The organism is Pseudomonas sp. BN411 (genome assembly GCF_029871235.1).
In the GTDB taxonomy this organism is placed as follows: Bacteria; Pseudomonadota; Gammaproteobacteria; order Pseudomonadales; family Pseudomonadaceae; genus Metapseudomonas.
Window position 1 is genome coordinate 475,814 of record NZ_SSOM01000067.1, and the last position, 24,684, is coordinate 500,497.

Annotated in this window: 19 protein-coding genes; 12 read left to right on the forward strand and 7 right to left on the reverse strand. The window is 65.3% G+C overall.

Translation table 11 applies throughout. The features are described 5' to 3' along the window. The first annotated feature begins 249 nt into the window (after window positions 1-249). Genes E8F06_RS14955 through E8F06_RS14985 form a run of 7 tightly spaced genes read left to right on the forward strand, consistent with a single transcriptional unit; the run spans window position 250 to window position 7,116 of the window. Window positions 250-1,332 (forward strand): Rieske 2Fe-2S domain-containing protein, encoded by a 1,083-nt coding sequence (locus tag E8F06_RS14955; protein WP_280368520.1) that lies wholly within the window; start codon window positions 250-252, stop codon window positions 1,330-1,332. A 40-nt stretch (window positions 1,333-1,372) separates the two neighbouring features. Next, window positions 1,373-2,200 (forward strand): SDR family NAD(P)-dependent oxidoreductase, encoded by an 828-nt coding sequence (locus tag E8F06_RS14960; RefSeq protein WP_280368522.1) that lies wholly within the window; start codon window positions 1,373-1,375, stop codon window positions 2,198-2,200. Window positions 2,201-2,211: 11 nt separating this feature from the next. Further along, entirely contained in the window at window positions 2,212-3,033 is an 822-nt protein-coding gene (locus tag E8F06_RS14965; RefSeq protein WP_280368524.1) for an SDR family NAD(P)-dependent oxidoreductase, read from the forward strand. A 3-nt stretch (window positions 3,034-3,036) separates the two neighbouring features. Beyond that, the gene (locus tag E8F06_RS14970) at window positions 3,037-3,801 is read left to right on the forward strand and encodes an SDR family NAD(P)-dependent oxidoreductase (RefSeq protein ID WP_280368526.1); all 765 of its coding nucleotides are present in this window, start codon (window positions 3,037-3,039) and stop codon (window positions 3,799-3,801) included. A 14-nt stretch (window positions 3,802-3,815) separates the two neighbouring features. Beyond that, window positions 3,816-4,442, forward strand: a complete 627-nt coding sequence (locus E8F06_RS14975; protein WP_190831320.1) for a nuclear transport factor 2 family protein — start codon at window positions 3,816-3,818, stop codon at window positions 4,440-4,442. Continuing rightward, window positions 4,442-5,560 (forward strand): alkene reductase, encoded by a 1,119-nt coding sequence (locus tag E8F06_RS14980; protein WP_280368530.1) that lies wholly within the window; start codon window positions 4,442-4,444, stop codon window positions 5,558-5,560. Before E8F06_RS14975 ends, E8F06_RS14980 begins: the two co-directional genes overlap by 1 nt. After that, window positions 5,557-7,116, forward strand: coding sequence for a FadD3 family acyl-CoA ligase (locus E8F06_RS14985; protein ID WP_280368533.1), 1,560 nt, complete (start codon window positions 5,557-5,559; stop codon window positions 7,114-7,116). The genes E8F06_RS14980 and E8F06_RS14985 overlap by 4 nt, the downstream gene beginning before the upstream one ends. Window positions 7,117-7,121: 5 nt before the next feature. Here the strand turns inward: E8F06_RS14985 and E8F06_RS14990 are convergent, their stop codons facing one another. The 5 genes from E8F06_RS14990 to E8F06_RS15010 form a co-directional block, all read right to left on the reverse strand. Further along, complete coding sequence (locus E8F06_RS14990; RefSeq protein WP_280368535.1) at window positions 7,122-7,850, reverse strand: transglutaminase-like cysteine peptidase; 729 nt, start codon at window positions 7,848-7,850, stop codon at window positions 7,122-7,124. Between the two features lie 298 nt (window positions 7,851-8,148). Beyond that, window positions 8,149-8,448: a hypothetical protein gene (locus E8F06_RS14995; protein ID WP_280368537.1), complete on the reverse strand. Its 300-nt coding sequence runs from the start codon at window positions 8,446-8,448 to the stop codon at window positions 8,149-8,151. A 307-nt stretch (window positions 8,449-8,755) separates the two neighbouring features. Further along, a complete protein-coding gene (locus E8F06_RS15000) occupies window positions 8,756-10,189 on the reverse strand; it encodes an AdeC/AdeK/OprM family multidrug efflux complex outer membrane factor (protein ID WP_280368539.1) in 1,434 nt (477 codons plus the stop codon). Continuing rightward, window positions 10,186-13,320 (reverse strand): efflux RND transporter permease subunit, encoded by a 3,135-nt coding sequence (locus E8F06_RS15005; protein ID WP_280368541.1) that lies wholly within the window; start codon window positions 13,318-13,320, stop codon window positions 10,186-10,188. The genes E8F06_RS15000 and E8F06_RS15005 overlap by 4 nt, the downstream gene beginning before the upstream one ends. An 11-nt stretch (window positions 13,321-13,331) precedes the next feature. Next, on the reverse strand, window positions 13,332-14,474 hold the full coding sequence (locus tag E8F06_RS15010; protein ID WP_280368543.1) for an efflux RND transporter periplasmic adaptor subunit: 1,143 nt from the start codon (window positions 14,472-14,474) through the stop codon (window positions 13,332-13,334). A gap of 203 nt (window positions 14,475-14,677) precedes the next feature. On the opposite strand from E8F06_RS15010, the gene E8F06_RS15015 reads away from it, so the two are divergent. The 4 genes from E8F06_RS15015 (at window position 14,678) to E8F06_RS15030 (ending at window position 20,268) form a co-directional block, all read left to right on the forward strand. Beyond that, a complete protein-coding gene (locus tag E8F06_RS15015; protein ID WP_280368545.1) occupies window positions 14,678-15,319 on the forward strand; it encodes a TetR family transcriptional regulator in 642 nt (213 codons plus the stop codon). A gap of 517 nt (window positions 15,320-15,836) precedes the next feature. Further along, window positions 15,837-17,573, forward strand: a complete 1,737-nt coding sequence (locus E8F06_RS15020) for a type I secretion system permease/ATPase (protein ID WP_280368548.1) — start codon at window positions 15,837-15,839, stop codon at window positions 17,571-17,573. A gap of 6 nt (window positions 17,574-17,579) precedes the next feature. Then, the gene (locus E8F06_RS15025) at window positions 17,580-18,923 is read left to right on the forward strand and encodes an HlyD family type I secretion periplasmic adaptor subunit (RefSeq protein ID WP_280368550.1); all 1,344 of its coding nucleotides are present in this window, start codon (window positions 17,580-17,582) and stop codon (window positions 18,921-18,923) included. A gap of 1 nt (window position 18,924) precedes the next feature. Then, window positions 18,925-20,268: a TolC family outer membrane protein gene (locus E8F06_RS15030; RefSeq protein ID WP_280368552.1), complete on the forward strand. Its 1,344-nt coding sequence runs from the start codon at window positions 18,925-18,927 to the stop codon at window positions 20,266-20,268. Between the two features lie 198 nt (window positions 20,269-20,466). On the opposite strand, the gene metR is transcribed toward E8F06_RS15030, so the two are convergent. Then, window positions 20,467-21,384, reverse strand: coding sequence for a transcriptional regulator MetR (gene metR / locus E8F06_RS15035; RefSeq protein ID WP_190831342.1), 918 nt, complete (start codon window positions 21,382-21,384; stop codon window positions 20,467-20,469). A 108-nt stretch (window positions 21,385-21,492) separates the two neighbouring features. Here metR and metE point away from each other — a divergent pair, with 108 nt between their 5' ends. Continuing rightward, entirely contained in the window at window positions 21,493-23,781 is a 2,289-nt protein-coding gene (metE, locus tag E8F06_RS15040; RefSeq protein ID WP_280368556.1) for a 5-methyltetrahydropteroyltriglutamate--homocysteine S-methyltransferase, read from the forward strand. 174 nt (window positions 23,782-23,955) lie between these two features. On the opposite strand, the gene lipA is transcribed toward metE, so the two are convergent. Beyond that, on the reverse strand, window positions 23,956-24,684 hold a 729-nt coding region (gene lipA / locus E8F06_RS15045), incomplete at its 5' end, for a lipoyl synthase (RefSeq protein ID WP_280368559.1).

Below are 24,684 nucleotides of genomic sequence, written 5' to 3' on the forward strand. Positions count from 1 at the left end.
CACCGTCCCTGTCATGCCGCACGCCGATGGTGGACCGGTGAAGCGTGGTCCACCCTACGTCCCTCCGGGTTCATTCGCTCCCACAGCGCCGTGGGGTGCGCTGTGCGCACCAGTGTTTGGACGTAATGCCATAGCTTGTAGGGTGGGCGGCAGGTCTAACCCGCGTGGGCTAGTCCCGGGCAAGGATGTCCGGGAATCGGGGATGGAGAATAGTTCGAGTTGACATCCATCCCCCTTCAGGAGATCAGCATGGAACGGTCGACTCCCCTTCATGGCGGCGTATCCGCGCCGCGCTTCGCGCGAGGCTGGCACTGCCTCGGCCTGGTAACCGATTACGCAGACGGCAAGCCTCATCCACTGAACATCTTCGGCACCCGTCTCGTGGCGTTCCGTGGCGAAGACGGCGCGATGCACATCCTCGACGGCTACTGCCCGCACATGGGCGCGGACCTCGCCGGTGGGCATGTGGAGGGCGATACCGTGGTGTGCCCCTTCCACCACTGGAAGTGGGGCAGCGACGGCAAGTGCGTGTCGATTCCCTATTGCAAGCGCGTGCCCATGCGGGCGCGGGTCAAGGCGTGGCCGACGCTGGAGAAGAACCAGCTGCTGTACGTCTGGAACGACCCCGAAGGCAATGCGCCGGACCCCGAGGTGGAGGCGCCGCGCATCGAGGCCTGTTATTCGGCCGAGTGGACGGAGTGGATGATGCGCAAGATGGTCATCCAGACCAACTGCCGCGAGCTGGTGGATAACCTCGCCGACTTCGCGCATTTCGGGCCGGTACATGGCTCGCCGGCCAGCTACTTCTGCAACACCTTCGACGGACACCGGGGCTACCAGATGTTCCAGGGCGAGGACAGCGAGTTGCTGGGCAGCGGCCTGCGCGCGGACAGCGCCTACTTCGGGCCCGCCTACCACATCACCCGCATGACCGCGCAGGCCGGCGGGCAGACCCTCGACACGCTGCTGCTCAACTGCCACGTGCCCATCGACCAGAACAGCTTCGAGCTGCGCTACGCGATCAAGGTCAGGAAGCAGCCGGGACTCTCCGAAGCCGAGAACGAGGCCATCGCCGAGGTCTATGCCGGGCAGGCGCACAAGTCCTTCTTCCAGGACGTGGAGATCTGGAACAGCAAGACCCGCATCGACAAACCGATCCTCTGCGAAGGGGATGGCCCGGTGTACCAGCTGCGCGAGTGGTACGAGCAGTTCTACACCGATGTCGCCGACCTGCCTGCGCCGGCCCGGAAGGTATTCGAGTGCAAGGGCGGTGTCTGGCAGCAGCTCGACGAGGTGCCTGAACAGGCCCGCAGCCAGCTGCACCTGATCTGAGCGCGGCATTTCAGAACAACAACAAGCGGAAGGACGGGACATGAGGCTCGAAGGCAAGGTCGCGCTGGTTACCGGCGCGGGATCGGGAATGGGGCGTGCCACGGCGGCATTGTTCGCCGCCGAAGGGGCGAGCGTGGTGGTGGTGGATATCGACGAGGCGGCGGCGCAGCGCACGGTCGCCGAACTGACAACGCGCGAGAGCAGTTTCGCCAGTGCCTGCGACATCGGTGACAGCGCGTCGGTGGCGAGATTGTTTGCCGAGGTGGACGAGCGCTACGGCTGCCTTGATGTGCTGGTCAACAACGCCGGCGTCGGCCAGGTGCCCGGCGATGGCTTCGACCAGTACCAGCAGCGCCTGGCCAAGCGCAGCGAGCAATTGGCCGCGGGCGTGGAGCCCGACGTGTTCACCGACATGATCGTCGACCTGACCGATGCCGGTTGGCAGCGAATCGTCGATATCAACCTCAATGGCACCTTCTACTGCAGCCGTGCGGCGGTGCGCCTGATGATCGCCAGCGGCCGGATGGGCTCGATCATCAACATCGCCAGCCTGTCCGCGCTCAGCGGTGAAGGGCCGCTTGCCTACTGCGCGTCCAAGGCCGCCGTGATCGGCCTGGGCAAGTGCCTGGCTCGCGACCTCGGCCCGCGCGGCATCCGCGTCAACACCATCTGCCCGGGGCCGACCCGCACGCCGATGATGCAGTCGATCTCCCGCGAATGGCAGCAGGCCCTGGAGCGTGCCATTCCCCTCGGCCGCCTGCTGGAGCCGGAAGAAATCGCGCGGACCTGCCTGTTCCTGGCCAGCGATGAAGCCAGCGCTTTTACCGGACAAACCCTCGCCGCCGCCGGCGGCATGATGATGCTCTGAGAGGACTTCCCATGAGTGGACGACTGCAAGGCAAGGTGGCGCTGATCAGTGGCGCCGGCACGGGAATCGGCGCGGCGGCGGCTCGGCTGTTCGCGGCCCAGGGCTGCAAGGTGATGGTCTGCGGACGTCGCCAGGCACCGCTGGAGGCGGTGGTGGCGGAGATTCGCGCGCAAGGTGGGGAGGCCGATTGGGTGCAGGCCGACGTCACCGATGAGCAGTCGGTGGAAAATGCCGTGAGCAAGACCCTGGAGCGCTTCGGCCGCTTCGACGTCATGGTCAACAACGCGGTGAATTACACCTGGGGCCCGCTGGTGGGCCTTTCCACCGAGGAGTGGCACAAGAGCCTGCGCGGCAGCCTCGATGTGGCCTTCTTCGGCACCCGTGCGGCGATGCGGGTGATGCAGGGCAAGGGCGGCTCGATCATCAACATGGGCTCGGTCGCCGGCCTGCTCGGCAGTCCCGGTCTCAGCGCCTACGGCGCGGCCAAGGCCGGCGTCGTCAACTTCAGTCGCGCGGCGGCCCTGGAAGGCGCGGCCGAGAAAGTCCGCGTCAACGTGGTCATTCCCGGCATCGTCTGGAGCGAAGGCACCCGCGAGGCGATGCGCAGTGAGCAGATGATCGCGGGCACAGCGCGGGCCGTGCCGCTGGGGCGCATCGGCCAGCCGGAGGAGGTCGGCAACGCCATCCTCTTCCTCGCCACGGACGAGTCCTCCTACATCACCGGCCAGACCCTGGTGGTCGATGGCGGCAAGACCTGCGAACTCAACGTCGGCGCCAGCGACTACACCTCGGCGACCTCCACTGAAATCAGATCGGCCCTGAGCGAGGCGTGACCCATGGATATCCAACTGAATATTCCCGCCAGCCCGGTGCTGGTGACTGGCGGCGCCTCCGGTATCGGTGAGGCCACTGCCGAGGCTCTGGCAGCGGTGAAACGCCCTGTCGCCATCTGGGACCTGCAGGCCGACAAGGCCCAGGCCGTGGCGGCGCGTCTGGCCGAGCAATACGGCGTGCCGTGCCTGGGCCTGGGCATCGACCTGCGCGATCCGGCCGCCATCGCCCCGGCCCTGGGGCAGACCCGTGCTGAACTCGGGGCACCGGGCGGCCTGGTGCATGCCGCTGGCGTCGTTGACCAGAGCGGCCTGGAAAATCTGACGGCGGACAGCTGGGACCTGGTGTTGAACGTCAACCTGCGCGCCATGGCACTGCTGGTGCAGGCCATGCTGCCGGACCTGCGGGCCAATCCGGGCTCTGCGGTGGTCGGCATCGCCTCGATCAACGCCACCCTGGGTAATGGGTTGATTCCTTCCTACAGCGCCTCCAAGGGCGGGATGCTGTCGATGGTTCGCTCGATGGCCGATGCCCTTGGCGCCGACGGTATCCGCGTCAACTCGGTGTCGCCGGGGCAGATCCTCACCCCGATGGTGGCGCCAATTGCGGCCGCGCGGCCCGGTCATTTCGAGCGCCGGATCATCCTCGGCCGCCTGGGCCAGCCTGCGGAGATCGGCCGGGTGGTGCGCTTCCTGCTGTCCGACGAGGCCAGCTACATCAACGCCGCCGAGATCGTCGTCGACGGCGGCAACATTTCCTCGCAGCGCTGATCCGGGAGATCGCCATGAACGAGCAAAGCTTGCAGGCGCGGCTGGACCGGCTGGAGTCGCTGGAGGAAATCCGCATGCTGCCAGCCAAGTACGCGCTGGCCCTGGACATGCGTGACCTGGACGCCTGGGTCGGGTTGTTCCCTGAAGACATCAAGGTCGGTCAGGACAAGGTCGGCCGGGCTCACCTGAAGGCCTGGATCGACGACACCCTGCGCCTGCAGTTCAGCACCACGTCGCACCACATCGGTGGCCACATCATCGAGTTCAAGGACCCGGATAACGCCTGTGGCGTGGTCTATTCGAAGAACGAGCATGAGGCCGGCCCCGAGTGGGTGATCATGCAGATGCTCTACTGGGACGACTATCAGCGCATCGATGGGCGCTGGTACTTCCGCCGGCGCCTGCCGTGCTACCTCTACGCCAGCGACCTGAACCGCCCGCCGATTGGCGAGAAGAAGATGCGTTGGCCAGGTCGCGAGCCCTATGACGGCTCCTGGCATGAGCTGTGGCCGAGCTGGAAGACCTTCTGGAGCGAAAAGCCGGGCGATGCCCTGCCGGAAGTGGCCGAGCCCGCACCGCTGGACGCGTTCCTGGAACGCATGCGGCGCGGTTCGTCTGCACCTCGGGTGAGGGTGCGCTGATGGCCCGTGTCGAATCCGCCACCCTCGACCGCCTGTTCGAGCCGGTGCAACTGGGCGAGCTGCGCCTGGCCAACCGCATCGTCATGGCGCCCATGACCCGCAGCCGCGCCGACGGTTTCGATGCGCCGAGCGAACTGCACGCGGCCTACTACGGCCAGCGTGCGGAAGCCGGCCTGATCATTGCCGAGGGCACCTATCCCAGTCCCGAAGGCAAGGGCTATTGCCGCACGCCGGGCATCGTCACGGCCGGGCAGATAGAAGCCTGGCGCCGAGTGACCGGGCGTGTGCGCGAGAGCGGCGGGGCCAGCACGGTCCTGCAATTGATGCACGTGGGACGGGTCGCGAGTCGACACAACAAAGCGGTGGACGCCGATACCGTGGCGCCCTCGGCCATCGCCGCGCAGGGCAGCCTGTACAGCGACATCCACGGCATGGTGCCGATGGACCCGCCGCGCGCCCTGGAAACCTCGGAAATCATCAGGGTGATCGAGGCCTACCGGCAGGCGGCCCTGAATGCCCGTGCAGCGGGATTCGACGGTGTGGAGCTGCACTGCAGCAGCGGTTATCTGCCGATGCAGTTCCTCCTGGCCTGCAGCAACCGGCGCCAGGATGGCTATGGCGGCTCGCTGCCCACGCGCATTCGCTTTGTGGTGGAAACACTGGAGGCCATGGCCGGAGCTATCGGCGCTGGCCGGGTCGGCCTGCGGATCATCCCGGGCAATCCCTACAACGACATGCAGGACGACGATCCCGTCGCCACCTATGGTGCGTTGCTGGACGCCGTGGACCCGCTGGGCCTGGCCTACGTCCAGGTCAGCCGCTCACCGCAGCCAGGCCTGGATGCCTTTGCCCTGGCGCGTCGGCACTTCAGCGGCCCGCTGATCCTCAACGACGGCTTCGATGGCGCCAGTGCCGCACAGGCCATTGCAGATGGCGTGGGGGAGGCGGTGTCCTTTGCGCGTCATTTCATCGGCAACCCGGACCTGGTGGCGCGCCTGCGCGAGCAGCAGGCACTCGCCGGGTTCGACCGTTCCACGCTCTATACCCCGGGGGCTCGCGGTTACACCGACTATCCAGCCCTGGACGCAACTGACCATTCGCAGGAGGGTCGCCCATGACTCCGCCCGCCGCCATTGCGCGCACCATCCCCGCCGCCCTGGCGCTGTCCGCCCGCCGCCATGGGTCGCACATCGCCATTGAAGAAGGCGCGGTACGGATCAGTTATGCAGAGCTGGAGCAGCTCAGCCGGACTGCCGGCCGGGCATTGCTGGCCCTTGGCGTGGAACCGGGTGACCGCGTCGTGATCTGGGCGCCGAACAGCCATCAGTGGCTGGTGGCGGCGCTGGGCAGCCTGATGGCTGGCGCAGTGCTGGTGCCCCTGAGCACGCGCATGAAAGGCGGGGAGGCGGCGGATATCCTCAGGCGCAGCGGTGCGCGTGTGCTGTTCAGCATTGGCGAGTTTCTGGGCAGTTATTACCCGGCGCTGCTGGCGGAGCATTCGCTGGACGGCCTCCGGCACAGGATCGTCTTCGAAGAGGCCCGTGAAGGCGACCAGACCTGGCAGGACTTTCTTGCCCTGTCCGGGCAAGTGCCGGATGAGGACCTGCAACAGCGGATCGATGGCCTTGACGGCGACAGCCTGTCCGCCCTGATGTTCACTTCCGGCACCACGGGGTATCCGAAGGGTGTGCTCTGCGCCCACGGGCAGAACCTGCGGTTGTTCGACAGCTGGAGTGAGATCGTCGGGTTGCACAGCGGTGATCGCTACCTGATCGTCAACCCGTTCTTCCACAGCTTCGGGTTCAAGGCCGGCTGGCTCGCTGCGCTCATCAGGGGAGCAACCATCCTGCCGGCGCGGACCTTCGAAGCCGAGGCGGTGCTGCGCTGTATCGAACGCGATCGGGTGAGTTTCCTGCCCGGCCCACCCGCCCTCTACGCCGCCATGCTGGACCATCCGCGCCGGGGGGAATTCGACCTGTCTTCGCTACGTGTCGCCGTCACCGGAGCGGCCTCTGTGCCGCCGGTCCTGGTGGAGCGAATGCGCGAGGAGCTGGGGTTTGCCAGCGTGGTCACGGCCTATGGGCTGACCGAAAGCTGTGGTTTGACGACCTTATGCCGGCCCGGCGATGACGCGCTGACGGTCGCCGGCACCTGTGGGCGGCCACTGGACGGAATCGAGGTGCGTTGCGTGGATGACTGCGGAATTCCGGTGCCAATGGGCGAGCCGGGAGAGGTGCTGATCCGCGGCTACAACCTGATGCAGGGTTACTTCAACGACCCGGAGGCGACCCGCGAGGCGGTGGATGCGCAGGGCTGGCTGCATACCGGCGACATCGGCGTGCTCGACGAGCGCGGCTACCTGCGGATTACCGACCGCCTCAAGGACATGTACATCGTTGGCGGCTTCAACTGCTATCCGGCCGAGGTCGAGCGTCTGCTCATGGAACATCCGGCAGTGGCCCAGGCGGCGGTGGTCGGCGTACCGGACGAGCGGCTGGGGGAGGTCGGCAAGGCCTTCGTGATCCCGCGCCAGGGCACTGTGCTCGCGCCTGATGAGCTGATCGCCTGGAGTCGTGAGCGCATGGCCAACTACAAGGTGCCGCGCTGCGTCGAGGTGGTATTGGCACTGCCGATGAATGCGGCGGGCAAGGTCCTCAAGGGGGCGCTGCGCTGACGGCCTCAGCCGCCGGCGGACTGGGATTGCACGCTTGCGAGGTGGAAGCCCTGGCGCTCCATTCGCGTCAGCACGACCTGCCAGGGCCGTAGTTCAGTGGGTTCGCCGATGCGCTTGAGCGCACCGTGATCCATCGCGTACAGCCCTTGGGCATCGAAGGCGTAGCGCAGGGCCAGGTCCTTGCGCTGGGAGGCGGGGAGGATGTCGTCTACCAGGTTGTCGAGGACCAGGGGATCGGCGTCCGGGGTTTCGTAGTAGGTCACCACCATGTGCGCCTGGTTCAGCTTCAGGGCGCGGGCGTAGGTGATGCGCAGCTTCTGCGGATCGACGCCGAGCTGCAGCAGGGTGAAGTACTTGGCCAGGGCGAAGTCCTCGCAATCACCAGCGCCCTTGGCCAGAGTTTCCACGGGGGTGGCCCAGTAGTCGCGGCGCTGCCACAGCTCGCTGTCGTCGCTGAAGCGGACTTGCCGGTTGATCTGCTGATTGACCGCCTGCAGTTGCTCTTGCTCGGACTTCCGACGGCTGCCTTCCAGGAGGTCGTGCCAGGCCTGAAGACGGTCGTTGGCCGGGCCACTGCGACCGTAGCGTTTTTCCGCCTTGCGCAGGACGGGATCGAGGCTCCAGGCGGCCTTGGCGCTGTCGGTACCGAACAGCAGGCTGCCAGCAAAAAGCAGGAGGGCGAGGAAATGCCAGGACAGGGATACGCCGAAGCGGCGGGAGGCAGGCTTCTGCAACGGGTTGAATCTCCAGGGACGACGGCCGAAGCCGGGTTCTGCGGTGGATCAATCCGTTGAGCGAATCACCGGCATAGAGGCATGCCTCCGCCAGTTCGAGGATGCGCAAACACTAGGATCGGTGTGCCCAGCGCTGCAAGAGGCAGGAGACGCGTGGCAGGGGTGCGAGTGGGGTGGGGCGGGCGGAATGGCTCTGGGATGGGCTCCGGCAGGGCGGGCCGATTGTCGGAAAATCTTCAGAATGCTGCCCGCCGGGTGCGCAGCAATGGGTGCGCATCCGACGGGCGGTCACTTGGGGTCACTTTCCGTATTCAAGCCGTTGCTTGTAGATCGGCGACTGGTACTGCTGGGTCTGCCGCCCACTGGACCGCATGTCGTCATCCTGGGTTTTTTGCCCGGCGGCGGTCGGCTGTTGCTCGACCATCCGGGTAAAGCTTTCGCTGGAATCCTCCTTCATCTGAAAGATCTGTTGGTTGCGCGTCCGATACTCGTTCAGGCGATCGCTTCCATTTTCTGCGAAGACCGGGCCTGGTCCCGCGGTCACTGCGAGGGCCAGAAGCAGGCCGCTGAGGGCCGTCGTGCTGAATGTCGATTTCATGATCCGTACCTCTTGTTTCCCCCTCTCGCTCCCCAACGAGTGGATTTACAGGATCGGCCATTGTTACAGGCAGAGGTGAGGGACTGACGGATGGCAGGAAATTGGACCGGCGGACTAATGCAAGGCATTGACTGGCATGGATATTTCCGACGTTTCTGCCCGGATTCGAAGCGTCGTTGCGGGTGGAGCTGGAGACGTGGCGGGGTCGCGATGCCGGCCGCACTCATCGCCAGCACAAAAAAACGCCCCGCCAAAAGGGCGGGGCGCCGCGTGGATTCCTCGTCCGTGAGGATTGGGGAGTCGCGGGTCAAGCGTTCGGGGAGGTTTCCCGCTGTTCTTTCCAGCCGCCACCGAGTGCCTTGTACAGGTTCACTTCGCTGGCTAGCTGGTTGAGGCGGTCGCCGATCAGTTGCTGGCGTGCGCTGAACAGCTGGCGCTGGGCGTCCAGCAGGGTCAGGTAGCTGTCGACACCGGTGCGGTAGCGACGCTCGGCGAGGCGGTAGTACTCCTCGGTGGTCTTCACCAGGGAGCGCTGGGAGCCCAATTGCTGCTGGTAGGTGGTGCGCGCGGCGAGGCCGTCGGCGACTTCCTGGAAGGCCACCTGGATGGCTTTCTCGTACTGCGCCACCTGGATGTCCTTCTGCAGCTCGGTGTAATCGAGGTTCGCCTTCAGGCGGCCGGCAGTGAAGATCGGCAGGCTGATGCTCGGCTGGAACAGCCAGCTGCCGGAGCCCGCGTCGAACAGCCCGGACAGCTCGTTGCTCATGCTGCCGGCGTTGGCGGTCAGGCTGACGCTGGGGAAGAAGGCCGCACGTGCCGCGCCGATGTTGGCGTTGGCCGATTTGAGCAGGTGCTCGGCCTGGACCACGTCGGGGCGGCGTTGCAGCAGGTCGGACGGCAGACCCGGCGGCACTTCGGCCAGCAGGTCGTCGTCCAGCGCCAGGCCCTTGGGCAGGTCCGCCGGCAAGCCGGTGCCCACCAGTTGGGCCAGGGCGTTGCGGTCCTGGGCCACCAGGCGGGTGTACTGCGCCAGGCTGACCTGGGCGCTCTCCACGGCGGTGCGTGCCTGGCTCAGGGCCAGGGCGTCGGCAACGCCCACATCGAAGCTGCGCTTGGTGAGGGCGTAACTCTCCTGGTAGGTCTTCAGGGTGTCCTGGGTCAGCTGCAGCAGGGCCTGGTCGGCTTGCCAGTCCAGGTACGCGGTGGCCACCGAGGCCACCAGGCTGATCTGGGTGCTGCGCCGTGCCTGTTCGGTGGCGAAGTACTGTTCCAGGGCCTGTTCGTTGAGGCTGCGCAGGCGCCCGAAGAAGTCCAGCTCCCAGGCGTTGGTGCCGAGTGTGGCGCTGTACTGGCTGCTGGTGTCGGCCTGGCCGCTCTGGCTCATGATGCCCGGCGTGCGCTGGCGGGTAGCGCCGCCGTCGGCCGAGATAGTGGGGAACAGCTCGGAGCGCTGGATGCGGTAGAGCGCGCGGTAGGCCTCGACGTTCAGCGCGGCGGTGCGCAGGTCACGGTTGTTGTCCAGGGCGAGCTGCACCAACTGGCGCAGCGCCGGGTCCTGGAAGAATGCCTGCCAGTCGAGATCGGCGGCGGTGGTGTTTACCTGGGCCGCGCCCTGGTTGTACGCCTCGCCCTCGGGCCAGGCGTTTTCCACCGGCGCTTCCGGGCGCTGGTAGTCGGGGATCATGGAGCAGCCACCGAGCAGGGTCGCGGCGATGGCCAGGGACATCAGGGAACGCCTCACTGCAGGGCCTCCTTCTTGATCGCAGCCTTGCTCGCCTTGTCCTTGAACAGCGAGCAGACCAGCACGTAGAACAGCGGCACCCAGAAGATGGCCAGGACGGTGGCGGTGAGCATGCCGCCGATTACGCCGGTACCGATGGCGTGCTGGCTGCCGGAGCCGGCACCGTTGGAGATGGCCAGGGGCACCACGCCGAGGATGAATGCCAGCGAGGTCATGATGATCGGGCGCAGGCGCATGCGGCAGGCTTCCACGGCAGCCTCGAACAGGCTCTTGCCCTGTTCGTGCAGCTCCTTGGCGAACTCGACGATGAGGATCGCGTTCTTCGCCGAGAGGCCAATGGTGGTGAGCAGTCCGACCTGGAAGAACACATCGTTGGACAGGCCGCGCATGCTGGTGAACATCAGCGCGCCGATCACACCCAGCGGCACGACGAGCATCACCGAGAACGGAATCGACCAGCTCTCGTACAGTGCCGCCAGGCAGAGGAACACCACCAGCAGCGACAGCGCATAGAGGGCCGGGGCCTGGGAGCCGGACAGACGCTCCTCGTAGGAGAGGCCGGTCCAGGAGTAGCCGACGCCGGCCGGCAGCTGCTTGGCGATTTCTTCCACCGCGGCCATGGCTTCACCCGAGCTGTGGCCCGGAGCCGCCTCGCCGAGGATTTCCACCGCCGGCACGCCGTTGTAGCGGGCCAACTTGGGCGCGCCGTAGGTCCATTCGCCACTGGCGAAGGCGCTGAACGGCACCATCTGGCCCTGGTCGTTGCGCACGTACCATTTGCTCAGGTCGTCCGGGTTCATCCGCGCTTCGGGTTCACCTTGCAGGTAGACCTTCTTCACCCGGCCACGGTCGATGAAGTCGTTGACGTAGCTGGCGCCCCAGGCGATGGAGACGGTGTTGTTGATGTCGGCGAGGGAGATGCCGTGGGCACGGGCCTTCTCGTCGTCGATCTGCAGCTGGTACTGGGGCTCGTCACGCAGGCCGTTGGCACGCACGCGGTTGAGCACCGGGTTCTTCGCCGCCAGTTCGAGGAACTGGTCGCGGGCGGCGTTCAGCGCTTCGTGGCCGACGCCAGCGCGGTCCTGCAGGAACAGGTTGAAGCCGGTGGCGTTACCCAACTCCATCACCGCCGGCGGGGCGAAGGCGAAGACCATCGCATCGCGGAAGCTGAAGAAGTGCTTCTGGGCACGCTGGGCCAGGTCGAACACGCTCTGGCCTTCGGCCGTACGCTCTTCCCACGGCTTGAGCATGATGAAGGCCATGCCCGAGCTCTGGCCGCGGCCGGCGAAGTTGAAGCCGGTCACGGTGAACACGGATTTCACCGTGTCCTTTTCCTGGTCCAGCAGGTATTCGCGCATCTGGTCCACGACCACCTGGGTACGCTCGGCGCTGGCGCCGGACGGAGTCTGCACCTGGGCGAAGAGTACGCCCTGGTCTTCCTCGGGGAGGAAGGCGGTGGGGATGCGGGTGAACAGCCAGCCCATGGCGACGATGATCACCAGGTACAGGGCGAGGTAGGGCACCTTGCGCTTGAGCACGCCGCGCACGCCGCGCTCGTAACTCTGCACGCTACGGTCGAAGCTGCGGTTGAACCAGCCGAAGAAGCCGCGCTTTTCGTGGTGCCCCTTGGCGATGGGCTTGAGCAGGGTGGCGCACAGGGCCGGGGTGAAAATCAGCGCCACCAGCACCGACAGGGCCATGGCCGAGACGATGGTGATGGAGAACTGCTTGTAGATCACGCCCGTGGAGCCGCCGAAGAAGGCCATGGGCAGGAACACCGCCGAGAGCACCAGGGCGATACCCACCAGCGCGCCCTGGATCTGGCCCATGGACTTGCGGGTGGCTTCCAGCGGCGACAGGCCTTCGTCGGCCATCACCCGCTCGACGTTTTCTACGACCACTATGGCGTCGTCCACCAACAGGCCGATGGCCAGCACCATGGCGAACATGGTCAGGGTGTTGATGGTGAAGCCGAACATCGCCAGCACGCCGAAGGTGCCCAGCAGTACCACGGGTACGGCGAGGGTCGGGATGATGGTGGCGCGGAAGTTCTGCAGGAACAGGTACATCACCAGGAACACCAGGACGATGGCTTCGCCCAGGGTGTGGATCACGCCTTCGATGGAGGCGGAAACCACCGGAGTGGTGTCATAGGGGAAGACTACTTTCATGCCGGCGGGCATGAAGGGTTCCAGCTCGGCGACGGTGGCGCGGATCGCCTTGGCGGTATCCAGGGCGTTGGCGCCGGTGGCCAGCTTGATCGCCATGCCGGAGGCCGGCTTGCCGTTGAACTGGGCGCTGATGCTGTAGTTTTCGCCGCCCAGTTCGATCTTCGCCACGTCGCGCAGGCGTACCTGGGAGCCGTCGCGGTTCACCTTCAGCAGGATGGCGCCGAACTGCTCGGGGGTCTGCAGGCGGGTCTTGCCGATGATGGTGGCGTTGAGCTGGGTGCCGGGAGACGCGGGCAGGCCGCCGAGCTGGCCGGAGGAAATCTGCACGTTCTGCGCCTGGATGGCGGTCTTCACGTCCACCGGGGTCAGCTGGTAGTTGTTCAGCCGCGCCGGGTCCAGCCAGATGCGCATGGCGTACTGGGCGCCGAATACCTGGAAGTCGCCCACACCCTTGGTCCGCGAGATCGGGTCCTGGATGTTGGAGACGATGTAGTTGGCCAGGTCGTTCTTGTCCATGCTGCCGTCTTCGGAGACGACGCCGATGACCAGCAGGAAGTTCTTCACTGCCTTGGTCACGCGGATGCCCTGCTGCTGCACTTCCTGCGGAAGCAGCGGGGTGGCCAGCTGCAGCTTGTTCTGCACCTGCACCTGGGCGATGTCAGGGTTGGTGCCCTGCTCGAAGGTGGCGGTGATGGTCATGCTGCCGTCGGAGTTGCTCTCCGAGGAGATGTAGCGCAGGCCGTCGATGCCATTGAGCTGCTGCTCGATGATCTGCACCACGGTGTCCTGCACCGTCTGCGCCGAGGCACCGGGGTAGCTCACCTGGATGCCCACTGCCGGCGCGGCGATGCTGGGGTACTGGTTGATCGGCAACTTGAGGATGGACAGGCCGCCGGCGAGCATGATCACCAGCGCGATCACCCAGGCGAAGATTGGGCGATCGATGAAGAATCTCGACATCTATGGGCTCCTCAGTGGCTCTTGGCCAGGTTGTCACCCGCAGGTCGCTGGGCTGCCACATTGGTCGCCGGCGCGGCGTCCACTTCCACGCCCGGCCGCACGAACTGCAGGCCTTCGGTGATCAGGCGGTCGCCGGGGTTGAGGCCTTCGCTGACCAGCCAGCGGTCGCCGACCGCGCGTTCGGCTTTCAGGTGACGCAGCTCGACCTTGTTTTCGGCATTCACCACCATGGCGGTGGCCTGGCCCTTGAGGTCGCGGGTCACGCCTTGCTGCGGTGCGAGGATGGCTTCCTGCTTCACCGCCGAGCCCAGGCGGGCGTGGACGAACATGCCCGGCAGCAGGGTGTGTTCCGGGTTCGGGAAGACCGCGCGCACGGTCACCGAGCCGGTGCCTTCGTCCACGGAAACTTCGGAGAACTCCAGGCTGCCCTTGTGCGGGTACTCGCTGCCGTCTTCCAGCAGCAGGGACACCTTGGCGCCGCTGGCGCCGGCCTTTTCGAGCTGACCTTCGGCCATTTCCCGGCGCAGGCGCAGCAGGTCCTTGGTGGATTGGGTGACGTCGACATAGATCGGGTCGAGCTGCTGGATGGTGGCCATGGCCAGGGTCTGGCCGTTGCTCACCAGGGCACCTTCGGTGACCGCAGAGCGACCGACGCGGCCGGAAATCGGCGCCAGTACCTTGGTGTAGCGCACGTCGATGCTGGCCTTCTCCAGCGCGGCCTCGGCCTGCAGGCGGGCAGCCTGGGACTCGTCATAGGCCTGCTTGCTCACCGCCTGGTCGCTGACCAGGTCCTTGTAGCGCTCCGCCAGGGACTTGGCCGATGCCAGGCTGGCCTGGGCGCTCTTGTAGGTGGCGGTGTAGACGGACGGATCGATCTGGTAGAGCTGCTGGCCGGCCTTGACCTCGCTGCCTTCGGTGAACAGGCGCTTCTGGATGATGCCGTCCACTTGCGGACGCACTTCGGCAATGCGGAACGCCGCGGTGCGGCCCGGCAGTTCGGTGGTCAGGGTGAAGCTCTGGGGCTGGAGGGTCACGACGCCGACCTTGGGCGTCTGGGCGGGCGGCGGAGCCGAGGCTTCCTGGCAGCCGGTCAGGGCGAGCGTGGCCAGAGCCATGGCGGAAACCAAGGCGGCAAAGGCTGGCTTCATGGGCATCTGAAGGGACCTCATTTTTTGGGGGTACAGCTTTCTGAAGGAAAGCTGGGCGCAGGGCAGGTTCTGGATTCTTGCGAAGGTGTACGAATATACTTACATGCGTGAATGTTTGTAAATTGAATCTTCTGTTTCCGATGTCAGAATTTATTACGGTGCAGAGACGATTTTTCCTTTAAGAGCAAGCAGATAGGTCCCAGCCGCGAATGGCCAGACGTACCAAAGAGGAAGCCGAAGAAACGCGCGTGCAGATACTCGACGCCACTGAACGGGTATTTCACGAGAAGGGCGTTTCCCGTGCCTCACTGGCGGAAATCGCGGCTGCCGCCGGGGTCAGCCGTGGCGCCATCTACTGGCATTTCGAGAACAAGAACGACCTGTTCCAGGCCATGCTCGAACGCATCCACACGCCACTGGAGGAGCTGGCCCGCGCCAGCGAGAGCGAGGACGAGCCCGATCCGCTCGGGCGCATGCACCAGTTGATGGTGCGCCTGCTCCGGCGTGTGGAGCTGGACCCGCAGAGCCGGCGCATCCACGAAATTCTCCGGCACAAGGTGGAATACACCGAGGAACTGGGCGACCTGCGCCAGCAGATGGAAGACCAGAGCGTCGAGTGCGACCAGCGCATCGCCAAGGCCCTGCGCAATGCGGTAATCCGTGGCCAGTTGCCCGTCGATCTGGATTGCCGCCGCGCCGCCATCAGCGTGCACGCCTACCTGGAGGGTATCCAGACCAACTGGCTGCTGGTGCCGGCAAGCTACTCCCTGGCCGACGAGGCCGAAAACCTGGTGAACAGCCTGATGGACATGCTCAAGTCCAGCCCGGCGCTGCGAGCCAGCGCGAGCTGACCCTGCGGTTGGCTACGCGCGAGGGTGGATCGCGCCGGTAGGGTGCGCCGCGCGCACCAGCGGTGTTGCCGGATTACGCTCTTCATCCACCTGACACAAAGCCCGGTGCGCAGGGCGCTGCCTACGGTTGGTTGTGGCGCAGGATTCATAGATCGGCGCTATCCAACCTGCATCGAACCTATCGTCCGCTCTATACGTCATTTATCCGGCGCCAGTTTCGTCCTTTGGGTTCCTTCCCCGCTCGACCAGATTTCCCCAAAAGTGGGTCAGTCAGCTCTAGAACGGGCATTACGGCCTATATGAGAAGCGCTCTCGCCTGAGTGTCCCGTGTCGCTGGTCGGGGTTAATCCCGCAGCCGTCCGGCAGGTGGGGTCCGGCTCTGGCGGTGCGTCGGAGTCTTGGCTAAGCATGTCTGTAGGCTTCTGTGGGGGCAGCGGCGTATTGCTCCAGGGGCTCGAACTATAAGAAGGCGGCCGAGGCACGGCCGAACCCATCACTCAGCCAATGGAGCGCCGAGATGAAGAATTTCTCGCAGCCCCGTACCGAGTTGTCCGAAGCCCTGAATCGCCTCCGTCATACCTTCTATGTGGTGGGGGGCTTCAGCGGCATCATCAACCTGATGATGCTCGCGCCCGCCCTCTACATGCTGCAGGTCTACGACCGCGTGCTGGCAAGCAGCAACATCACCACCCTGGCGATGCTGACGGTACTGATGCTCGGGTTGTACGTGCTCATGTCGTTGCTGGAAGTGGTCCGTTCGACCGTACTGATCCGCCTTGGCAACCGGCTGGACATGAGCCTGAACAAGCGGATCTTCAACGCATCGTTCGAGCGCAACCTGCGCCGCGCCGGCGGCAACCCGGCGCAGGCGCTGCAAGACCTGTCCATGGTTCGCCAATTCCTTACCGGCAACGGCCTGTTTGCCTTCTTCGATGCGCCCTGGACGCCCATCTACCTGCTGGTGATCTTTCTCGTGCACCCGTTGCTGGGCGTCATCACCCTGGTCGGTTCGGCGATCCTCTTCTTCCTGGCCCTGCTCACCGAAGTGGTGACCCGCGGCCCGCTGATGGAGGCCAACCAGGCGGCCATGGCCTCCAGTTCCTTCGCGAACAACAACCTGCGCAATACCGAAGTGATCGAAGCCATGGGCATGCTGCCGGCGATTCGTGAGCGCTGGTTCGGCAGCCACCAGCGCATTCTGGAGAAGCAGACCCAGGCTTCTGACCGTGCCGCCTACATCAACGGCGCCAGCCGCTTCGTGCGGGTCACCCTGCAATCGGTGATCCTCGGCGCCGGCGCACTGCTGGCGATCAAGGGCGAGATCACCGCGGGGATGATGATCGCCAGTTCCATCCTCAGCGGCCGCGCCATGGCGCCTGTGGAACAGGCCATCGGTGTCTGGAAGCAGTTGCTCGCGGCCCGCGGCTCCTGGGAACGGCTGTCCAAGCTGCTGCAGGACTTCCCGGCGCGCAACACCGCCATGGCCTTGCCCAAGCCCCAGGGCGCGCTGTCGGTGGAACAGGCCATGACCGCCGCGCCCGGTGGCGTCGTCACCATCCTGCGCGGGATCAACTTCAGTCTCTCGCCCGGTGAAGCCCTCGGCATCATCGGCCCGTCGGCCTCCGGCAAGTCCACCCTGGCGCGCCTGCTGGTAGGCGTGTGGCCGGCGCAAGCGGGCAAGGTGCGCCTGGACGGTGCCGACATCTTCCAGTGGAACAAGGAGGAACTCGGTCCCTGGATCGGTTACCTGCCGCAGGACGTGGAACTGTTCGAAGGCACCATTGCCGACAACATCGCCCGCTTCGGCGAGATGAACAGCGAGGAGGTGATCCTCGCCGCCAGGCGTGCCGGGGTGCACGACATGATCCTGCGCTTCGAGAAGGGCTACGACACGCCGCTCGGCGTGGATGGCAGCCCGCTGTCGGGCGGCCAGAAACAGCGCATCGCCCTGGCTCGGGCCATCTATGGCGACCCCTCGATGATCGTGCTCGATGAGCCCAACGCCAACCTCGACGACCTGGGCGAAGCGGCGCTGGTGGAAGCGATCCTCGACCTGAAGAAACGTGGCAAGACACTGGTCCTGATTTCCCATCGTCCCAGCGTGCTCAGCACTGTGGACAAGGTCCTGCTGATGCGCGACGGCGGCGTGCAGTTGTTTGGTCCTCGTGAAGAGGTCTTCGCAGCATTGCGCCAGGCGAGCGTCATGCCCTCCGTGGGCACGCCAAACCTGGCTTCGATGCGGGCCAAGGAGTAATCGATCATGCAAGCGGCAAGCGAAAGCAAGGCCCTGGTAAGGGTCGAAAAACCGACGGTGGTGGACCTGGATGACACCCGCCCGGCCCGTTGGGGCGTGTGGATGGTGCTGGCAGGGTTCGGCGGCTTCCTGGTCTGGGCCGTGCTGGCCCCGCTGGATGCTGGCGTGGTGGCCAACGCCACGGTCAACGTCACCAATGCCCGCAAGACGGTGCAGCACCTCACTGGCGGCGAGGTGGACGCCATCCTGGTGCGCGAAGGCGACAAGGTGCGCGCCGGCCAGGAGCTGGTGCGCCTGGACCCGACCCAAGCGATTGCCGAGCAGGGCGCCCTGAGTTCCCAGTACATCGTCGCCAAGACCGTGGAAGACCGCCTGATGGCCGAACGCGATGGCGCCGACACCGTCACTTTCACCCCGGGACTGCTGGAGCGCTTCGGCGGTGATCCACGGCTGCAAGAAGCCATCGCCCTGCAGCAACGGCTGTTCCACACCCGGCGCAAGGCCCTGCTGGGGGAAATCAGCATCCTGCATGAGAACCTCAATGGCGCCGAGGAACAGCTCAAGGGCCTGCGCCAGGTGCAGGCCACCCGTTCCAGCCAGTCGAAGCTCCTGGGCGAAGAACTCGACGGTGTGCGCAGCCTGGCGGCGGAGGGCTATATCCCGCGCAACCGCATGCTGGAACTGGAACGCAACGCCTCGGAACTGAACGGTTCCATGGCGCAGAACATCGCGGACATCGGGCGCACCCGGAATCAGATCGCCGAACTCAAGCTGCGCATCCTCCAGCGCGAGCAGGATTTCCAGAAGGAAGTGGAATCCCAGCTCACCGATATCCAGAAGGAGACCACTTCCCTGGCCGAGCGCCTGCGTTCGGTGGACTACCAGGTGGAGAACACCGTGATCCGTTCGCCCATCGACGGCATCGTCCTCGGCCTGACCATCACCACGGTTGGTGGTGTGATCCAGCCCGGCGCGCGGCTCATGGACGTGGTACCGGACAGCGAGCCCCTGCAGGTGGACGCCCAGGTGCCGGTGCAGGCGATCGACAAGATGGTGCCGGGCCTGCCCGTGGATATCACCTTCCCGGCCTTCAACCATGCACAGACGCCGAACATTCCCGGACGGGTGCTGACGGTCGCCGCCGACCGGCTGGTGGACGAAGCCAGCAAACAGCCCTATTACTTGACGCAGGTGGAAGTGACCGAAGAAGGCATGAAGATGCTCGGGCCGAACAATATCCGGGCAGGCATGCCGGCCACCGTAACCATCAAGACCGGTGAGCGCAGCCTGATGAGCTACCTGATGAAACCGCTGTTGGGCCGCGTCGGTAACGCATTCAAGGAGCAGTGAAATGAGAGCCCGGATGGCCATAGCCGGTTTTCTCGGAGCTGTCGCCCTGCCCGCGACGGCCATGGATTTGAACGAAGCCTGGAACGTCTACCAGAACCAGGGACCGACCTATCTGGCTTCGGTGCACGAGCGCCAGGCCGGCCAGGAATTCAAGGAGCTGGGCAAGGCTGGCCTGCTGCCGAACATCAACGCCACTGCCTACTGGAAACGGGTGGATGGCACCAGCGAGCAGGACAACTTCCTGGGGCGCTCCGTGGAGAGCGACCTGGAGTACGACTCAAAGGGGGGGGTGGTGGAGTTGCGCCAACCCCTGTTCAACAAGCAGAGGATGGCCGAGTACCGCCAGGGCAATCAGCGCACCCTGTTCAGTGACGCGGTGTTCGACGCCAAGACCCAGGAATCGGCGGTCAGCCTAGCCAGCCGTTATTTCTCGGTGCTGCTGGCGCTGGAAACCATCGACCTGGCCAAGGTGAAGCTGAAGAACCTGGATCAACAGGTGATGGCCGCCAAGCGGCGCTTCCAGCTGGGCGACGGTACCGTGATCGACGTCGACCAGGCCTCCGCCCGGCGTGACCTGGCCCAGGCCGAGCTGATCGAGGCCGAGGACAGCCTGCTGGTGGCGCGGCGCCTGTTGCAGGAATTACTTGGCGTGCTGCCCGATGAAATGTCCACCTTGCGCACCGAGTTCCCCACGCCGCCGCTGGAGCCGCCGACCCTGCAGGACTGGATCAGCGATGCGCGGGCCAACAACCCGACCATCATCGCTCGCAGCCGCAGCCTGGACATTGCCGACGAAGAGGTGAACCGGGCCAAGGCCGGGCACTGGCCGACCCTGGATTTCGTCGCCGCCTACAACGACTCGGAAAGCGATTCCGTTTCCACTCAGAACCAGACGAACAAGTACGGCTCGGTGGGAGTGGAATTTCGCATGCCGATCTTCACCGGCGGCGCCACCAACGCCCAGGTGCGCCAAGCGAGCGCCAACCGGGAACTGGCCAACGACCAGTTGAACTCCAGCCGTGAGGAAGTTTTGTCAGGCACCACCCGCGAATTCCGCGGCGTGCAGAGCGGCGAACAGCGGGTGAGGGCACTGGAGAAGGCGGTGGTATCCAGCGAGCGAGCCCAGGATTCGGCCCGCAAGGGGTTCCAGGCCGGCACCAGTACCAACCTGGATATCCTCAATGCCGAAGAACAAGCCTTCATCGCCCGCCGCGATCTGCTGGAGGCCAAGCTGCGCTACCTGCTGTCGCGCCTACGGCTTGCGGCTGCGGTGGGGTCGTTGGGGGAGGACGATATCCAGCATGCGAATGAATACCTGGGGCCGTCGCTTTCGATGCATCCGTGAGGGTGGGGGAGGGGCTGGTTCCAGGTTGTACTGTGCCGGGCATGGGCACGTTGGGTTTCGTTCCTCTACCCAACCTACGGCAGAACTGCGTTCTGCTTGGCGATTGAAATCGCCCCTACAGGGGATGTGCCCAGGCAGGGCCTGACAGGCGCGAGTCACCCCTCTACCTCTGGGAGAGGGGCCGGGGGTGAGGGTGGTTCACCGCGCTGCACTCACCCCTTCGAGCGTCGCAAACGAGGTGTCCTTCGCCGTCAGCAGGAAGTCGCGCATGAACGGCGCGTCCAGCATGTCGGCGCGGATCGCCGCGTAGAGCGTGCAATACAACCCTTTCTCCCCCAGGCGCTTGGCAGTGACATAGCCCCGCGAGCTGTATTCATGCAGCGCCCAGTTGGGCAGGCAGCAGACCCCACGGCCGCTGGCCACCAACTGCATCATCATCACCGTGAGTTCCGAGGTGCGTACCTGGGCCGGTTCCACGTCGGCCGGTTCGAGGAAGCGGGTGAAGACGTCCAGGCGGTCGCGTTCCACCGGGTAGGTGATCAGGGTCAGGCTGGCCAGGTCTTCGGGCACGATGAAGGGTTTGTTCGCCAGGGCGTGCTGGTTGTCCACCGCCAGCAGTGCCTCGTAGGTGAACAGCGGTACGTAGGTGATCCCGGCCAGGTCCACCGGGTCGGCAGTTACCACCAGGTCCAGGTCGCCACGGGCCAGGGCGGGCAGGGGGGCGAAGGAGAAACCCGAAGCCAGGTCCAGCTCCACTTCCGGCCAGGCATCGCGGAACTGGTCGATGGTGGGCATCAGCCACTGGAAGCAGCTATGGCACTCGATGGCCATGTGCAGCCGGCCAGCGGTGCCGCCGGCCAGGCGCGCCAGGTCGCGCTCGGCGCTGCGCAGTTGCGGCAGGAGGCTGTCGGCCAGTTGCAGCAGGCGCAGGCCGGCGCTGGTGAATCGCACGGGCTTGGTCTTGCGCACGAACAGCTGCATGCCGAGGCGTTCTTCCAGTTCCTTGAATTGGTGGGACAGGGCCGATTGGGTCAGGTGCAGGCGTTCGGCCGCTTCCACCAGGCTGTCGGCTTCGCGCAGGGCGTGCAGGGTCTTGAGATGGCGAAGCTCGAGCATGGCGGCCCTCCATGAGCAGAATTTGAGATCAACGCGAATTTGTTGAGTTTGTCTCAAGTGGTGGGGGCTGTCGACAATCGCTCCATCATTTGTATGGAGATTTTCAACATGGCCCTGTCCCATTCCCTCGGCTTCCCGCGCATCGGCCGCGACCGTGAACTGAAGAAGGCGCTGGAAGCCTTCTGGAAGGGCGAGCTGGATGAAGCTGGCCTGCGTGCGGTCGGCCGCCATTTGCGTGCCGAGCACTGGCAACTGCAGAAGGACGCGGGTATCGACCTGCTGCCGGTGGGCGATTTCGCCTGGTACGACCAGGTGCTGACCCATTCCCTCACGTTCGGCGTCATTCCCGAGCGCTTCCGCCCCCACGACGGCAAACCGGGCCTGCAGACGCTGTTCGCCATGGCCCGTGGGGTCAGCAAGGGCTGCTGCGGCGGTGCCCATGCCCAGGAAATGACGAAGTGGTTCGACACCAACTACCACTACCTCGTCCCCGAATTCACCGCTGACCAGCAGTTCGCCCTGAGCTGGGAGCAATTGTTCGAGGAAGTGGATGAGGCCCGCGCCCTTGGCCACAACGTCAAGCCGGTGCTGATCGGTCCGCTGACGTACCTCTGGCTGGGCAAGGCCAAGGGAGGCGACTTCGACCGGCTCGACCTGCTGGAACGCCTGCTGCCGGTGTATGGCGAGATTTTCCAGCGCCTGGCCGCCCAGGGGGTGGAGTGGGTGCAGATCGACGAACCGATCCTGGTGCTGGACCTGCCCCAGGACTGGAAGAACGCCTTCGAACGCGCCTATAACCTGTTGCAGAAAGAACCGCTGAAGAAGCTGATCGCCACCTATTTCGGCGGCCTGGAAGACAACCTCGGCCTGGCTGCCAGCCTGCCGCTGGATGGCCTGCACATTGACCTGGTGCGCGCGCCCGAGCAGTTCCCGACCATCCTCGACCGCCTGCCGGCCTACAAGGTGCTGTCCCTTGGCGTGGTGAACGGCCGCAACGTCTGGCGCTGCGACCTGGAAAAGGCCCTCGACGTGCTGCGCCATGCCCACGAGCGTCTGGGCGAGCGCCTCTGGGTCGCACCGTCCTGCTCGCTGCTGCACAGCCCGGTGGACCTGGCCCGGGAAGACAAGCTGGATGCCGAGCTGAAGAGCTGGCTGGCCTTCGCCGTGCAGAAATGCGAGGAAGTGGCCGTGCTGTCCCGCGCCCTGACCGAACCCGAAACGCCGGCCGTGCTCGATGCCTTGGCCGCCAGCCGTGCGGTACAGGCCGGTCGCGCCGCCTCGCCGCGCATCCACAAGGCCGAGGTGCAGGCCCGTGTTGCAGCACTGAAACCGGAAGACAGCCAGCGTTCGTCACCTTTCGCCGTGCGCATCGCCGAGCAGCGTGAGCGTCTGTATCTGCCGGCCTTCCCCACCACCACCATCGGCTCCTTCCCGCAGACTTCGGCCATTCGTCTGGCACGGCAGGCCTTCAGGCAAGGCAAGCTGTCGGCGGCCGAGTACACCGAGGCCATGCACAGCGAAATCCGTCATGCGGTGGAGGTGCAGGAGCAACTGGGACTCGATGTGCTGGTGCATGGCGAGGCTGAGCGCAACGACATGGTGGAGTACTTCGCCGAGCAGTTGGACGGCTATGCCTTCACCCGTTTCGGTTGGGTGCAGAGCTACGGTTCCCGCTGCGTGAAACCGGCGGTGATCGTCGGCGACCTGAGCCGTCCGCAGGCGATGACCGTGGAGTGGATCCGCTACGCACAGGGCCTGACCGCCAAGTGGATGAAGGGCATGCTGACCGGGCCGGTGACCATGCTGATGTGGTCCTTCCCGCGTGAGGACGTGTCTCGCGAAGTGCAGGCCCGCCAGCTGGCGCTGGCCATCCGTGACGAAGTGGTGGACCTGGAGGAGGCCGGCATCCGCATCGTGCAGATCGACGAGGCGGCCTTCCGCGAGGGCCTGCCGCTACGCCGGGCCGAGTGGCAGCACTATCTGGACTGGGCCACCGAAGCCTTCCGCCTGACCGCCAGCGGTGCGCGCGACGAGACCCAGATCCATACCCACATGTGCTACAGCGAGTTCAACGATGTGATCGAGTCCATCGCCGCCATGGACGCCGACGTCATCACCATCGAGACCTCGCGCTCGGACATGGAACTGCTGGATGCCTTCGAGGCTTTTGCCTATCCGAATGAGATCGGTCCGGGCGTCTACGACATCCACTCGCCACGCGTGCCGGACAGCGCCGAAATGGCCGCGCTGCTGCGCAAGGCCGCCGAACGCATTCCCGCCGAGCGCCTGTGGGTCAATCCCGATTGCGGCCTGAAGACCCGCGCATGGCCGGAAACCGAAGCGGCCCTGGTGAACATGGTGGCGGCGGCGCGGCAGTTGCGGGCGGAGTTCGCCTGAGGGTAACGCCGGGCAGGCCTTCGGTCTGCCGGGCTGAGGAGGTTTTCGTAGGTTGGTGCAGAGCGCAGCGAAGCCCAACGTTTCGGCGTTTGTGCCTTGCTGCGTTGGGCATCGTGGGCTCGGACCAACCTACGGGCCGTTGCGGCTGATGGATATGGAGTCTCCCAGAATCGCTTAGCCGATCTTCCTTCCATGTACCTGCTGGTCGGCGTGGTACGAGGAACGCACCAAGGGGCCTGAGGCCACATTCGAAAAGCCCATCTCGGCGCCCAGTTCGGCGAACCGCGCGAAGGTGTCGGGGTGCACGAAGCGTTGCACTGGCAAGTGACTACGTGACGGTTGCAGGTACTGGCCGAGGGTGAGCATGTCGATGTTGTGCTCGCGCATGCGTTGCATGACTTCGATCACTTCATCGTCCGTCTCGCCCAGGCCCAGCATCAGGCCGGACTTGGTCGGTACCTGCGGCACGCGCTTCTTGAAATTCTCCAAGAGGTCCAGCGACCACTCGAAGTCCGAACCCGGACGTGCGGCCTTGTACAGGCGCGGCACGGTTTCCAGGTTGTGGTTGAACACATCCGGCGGCTCCTGCTCGGTGATGGCGAGCGCCGCGTCCATGCGCCCACGATAGTCCGGCACCAGGGTTTCCAGCTGGACGCCGGGGGACAGCTTGCGGATCTCGCGCAGGCAATCGACGAAGTGCTGGGCACCGCCGTCGCGCAGGTCGTCGCGGTCCACCGAGGTGATCACCACGTACTTGAGATGCAGATCGGCGATGGCGATGGCCAGGTTCGTCGGCTCATCGGCATTCAGCGGCTTTGGCCGGCCATGGCCGACGTCGCAGAAGGGGCAGCGACGGGTGCAGATGTCACCCATGATCATGAAGGTGGCGGTACCGCCGGAGAA

Coding starts and splice junctions, on each gene's coding strand:
- E8F06_RS14955 (WP_280368520.1), top strand. CDS start 250: ATGGAACGGTCGACTCCCCTTCATGGCGGCGTATCCGCGCCGCGCTTC.
- E8F06_RS14960 (WP_280368522.1), top strand. CDS start 1,373: ATGAGGCTCGAAGGCAAGGTCGCGCTGGTTACCGGCGCGGGATCGGGA.
- E8F06_RS14965 (WP_280368524.1), top strand. CDS start 2,212: ATGAGTGGACGACTGCAAGGCAAGGTGGCGCTGATCAGTGGCGCCGGC.
- E8F06_RS14970 (WP_280368526.1), top strand. CDS start 3,037: ATGGATATCCAACTGAATATTCCCGCCAGCCCGGTGCTGGTGACTGGC.
- E8F06_RS14975 (WP_190831320.1), top strand. CDS start 3,816: ATGAACGAGCAAAGCTTGCAGGCGCGGCTGGACCGGCTGGAGTCGCTG.
- E8F06_RS14980 (WP_280368530.1), top strand. CDS start 4,442: ATGGCCCGTGTCGAATCCGCCACCCTCGACCGCCTGTTCGAGCCGGTG.
- E8F06_RS14985 (WP_280368533.1), top strand. CDS start 5,557: ATGACTCCGCCCGCCGCCATTGCGCGCACCATCCCCGCCGCCCTGGCG.
- E8F06_RS14995 (WP_280368537.1), bottom strand. CDS start 8,448: ATGAAATCGACATTCAGCACGACGGCCCTCAGCGGCCTGCTTCTGGCC.
- E8F06_RS15005 (WP_280368541.1), bottom strand. CDS start 13,320: ATGTCGAGATTCTTCATCGATCGCCCAATCTTCGCCTGGGTGATCGCG.
- E8F06_RS15010 (WP_280368543.1), bottom strand. CDS start 14,474: ATGCCCATGAAGCCAGCCTTTGCCGCCTTGGTTTCCGCCATGGCTCTG.
- E8F06_RS15015 (WP_280368545.1), top strand. CDS start 14,678: ATGGCCAGACGTACCAAAGAGGAAGCCGAAGAAACGCGCGTGCAGATA.
- E8F06_RS15020 (WP_280368548.1), top strand. CDS start 15,837: ATGAAGAATTTCTCGCAGCCCCGTACCGAGTTGTCCGAAGCCCTGAAT.
- E8F06_RS15025 (WP_280368550.1), top strand. CDS start 17,580: ATGCAAGCGGCAAGCGAAAGCAAGGCCCTGGTAAGGGTCGAAAAACCG.
- E8F06_RS15030 (WP_280368552.1), top strand. CDS start 18,925: ATGAGAGCCCGGATGGCCATAGCCGGTTTTCTCGGAGCTGTCGCCCTG.
- metR (WP_190831342.1), bottom strand. CDS start 21,384: ATGCTCGAGCTTCGCCATCTCAAGACCCTGCACGCCCTGCGCGAAGCC.
- metE (WP_280368556.1), top strand. CDS start 21,493: ATGGCCCTGTCCCATTCCCTCGGCTTCCCGCGCATCGGCCGCGACCGT.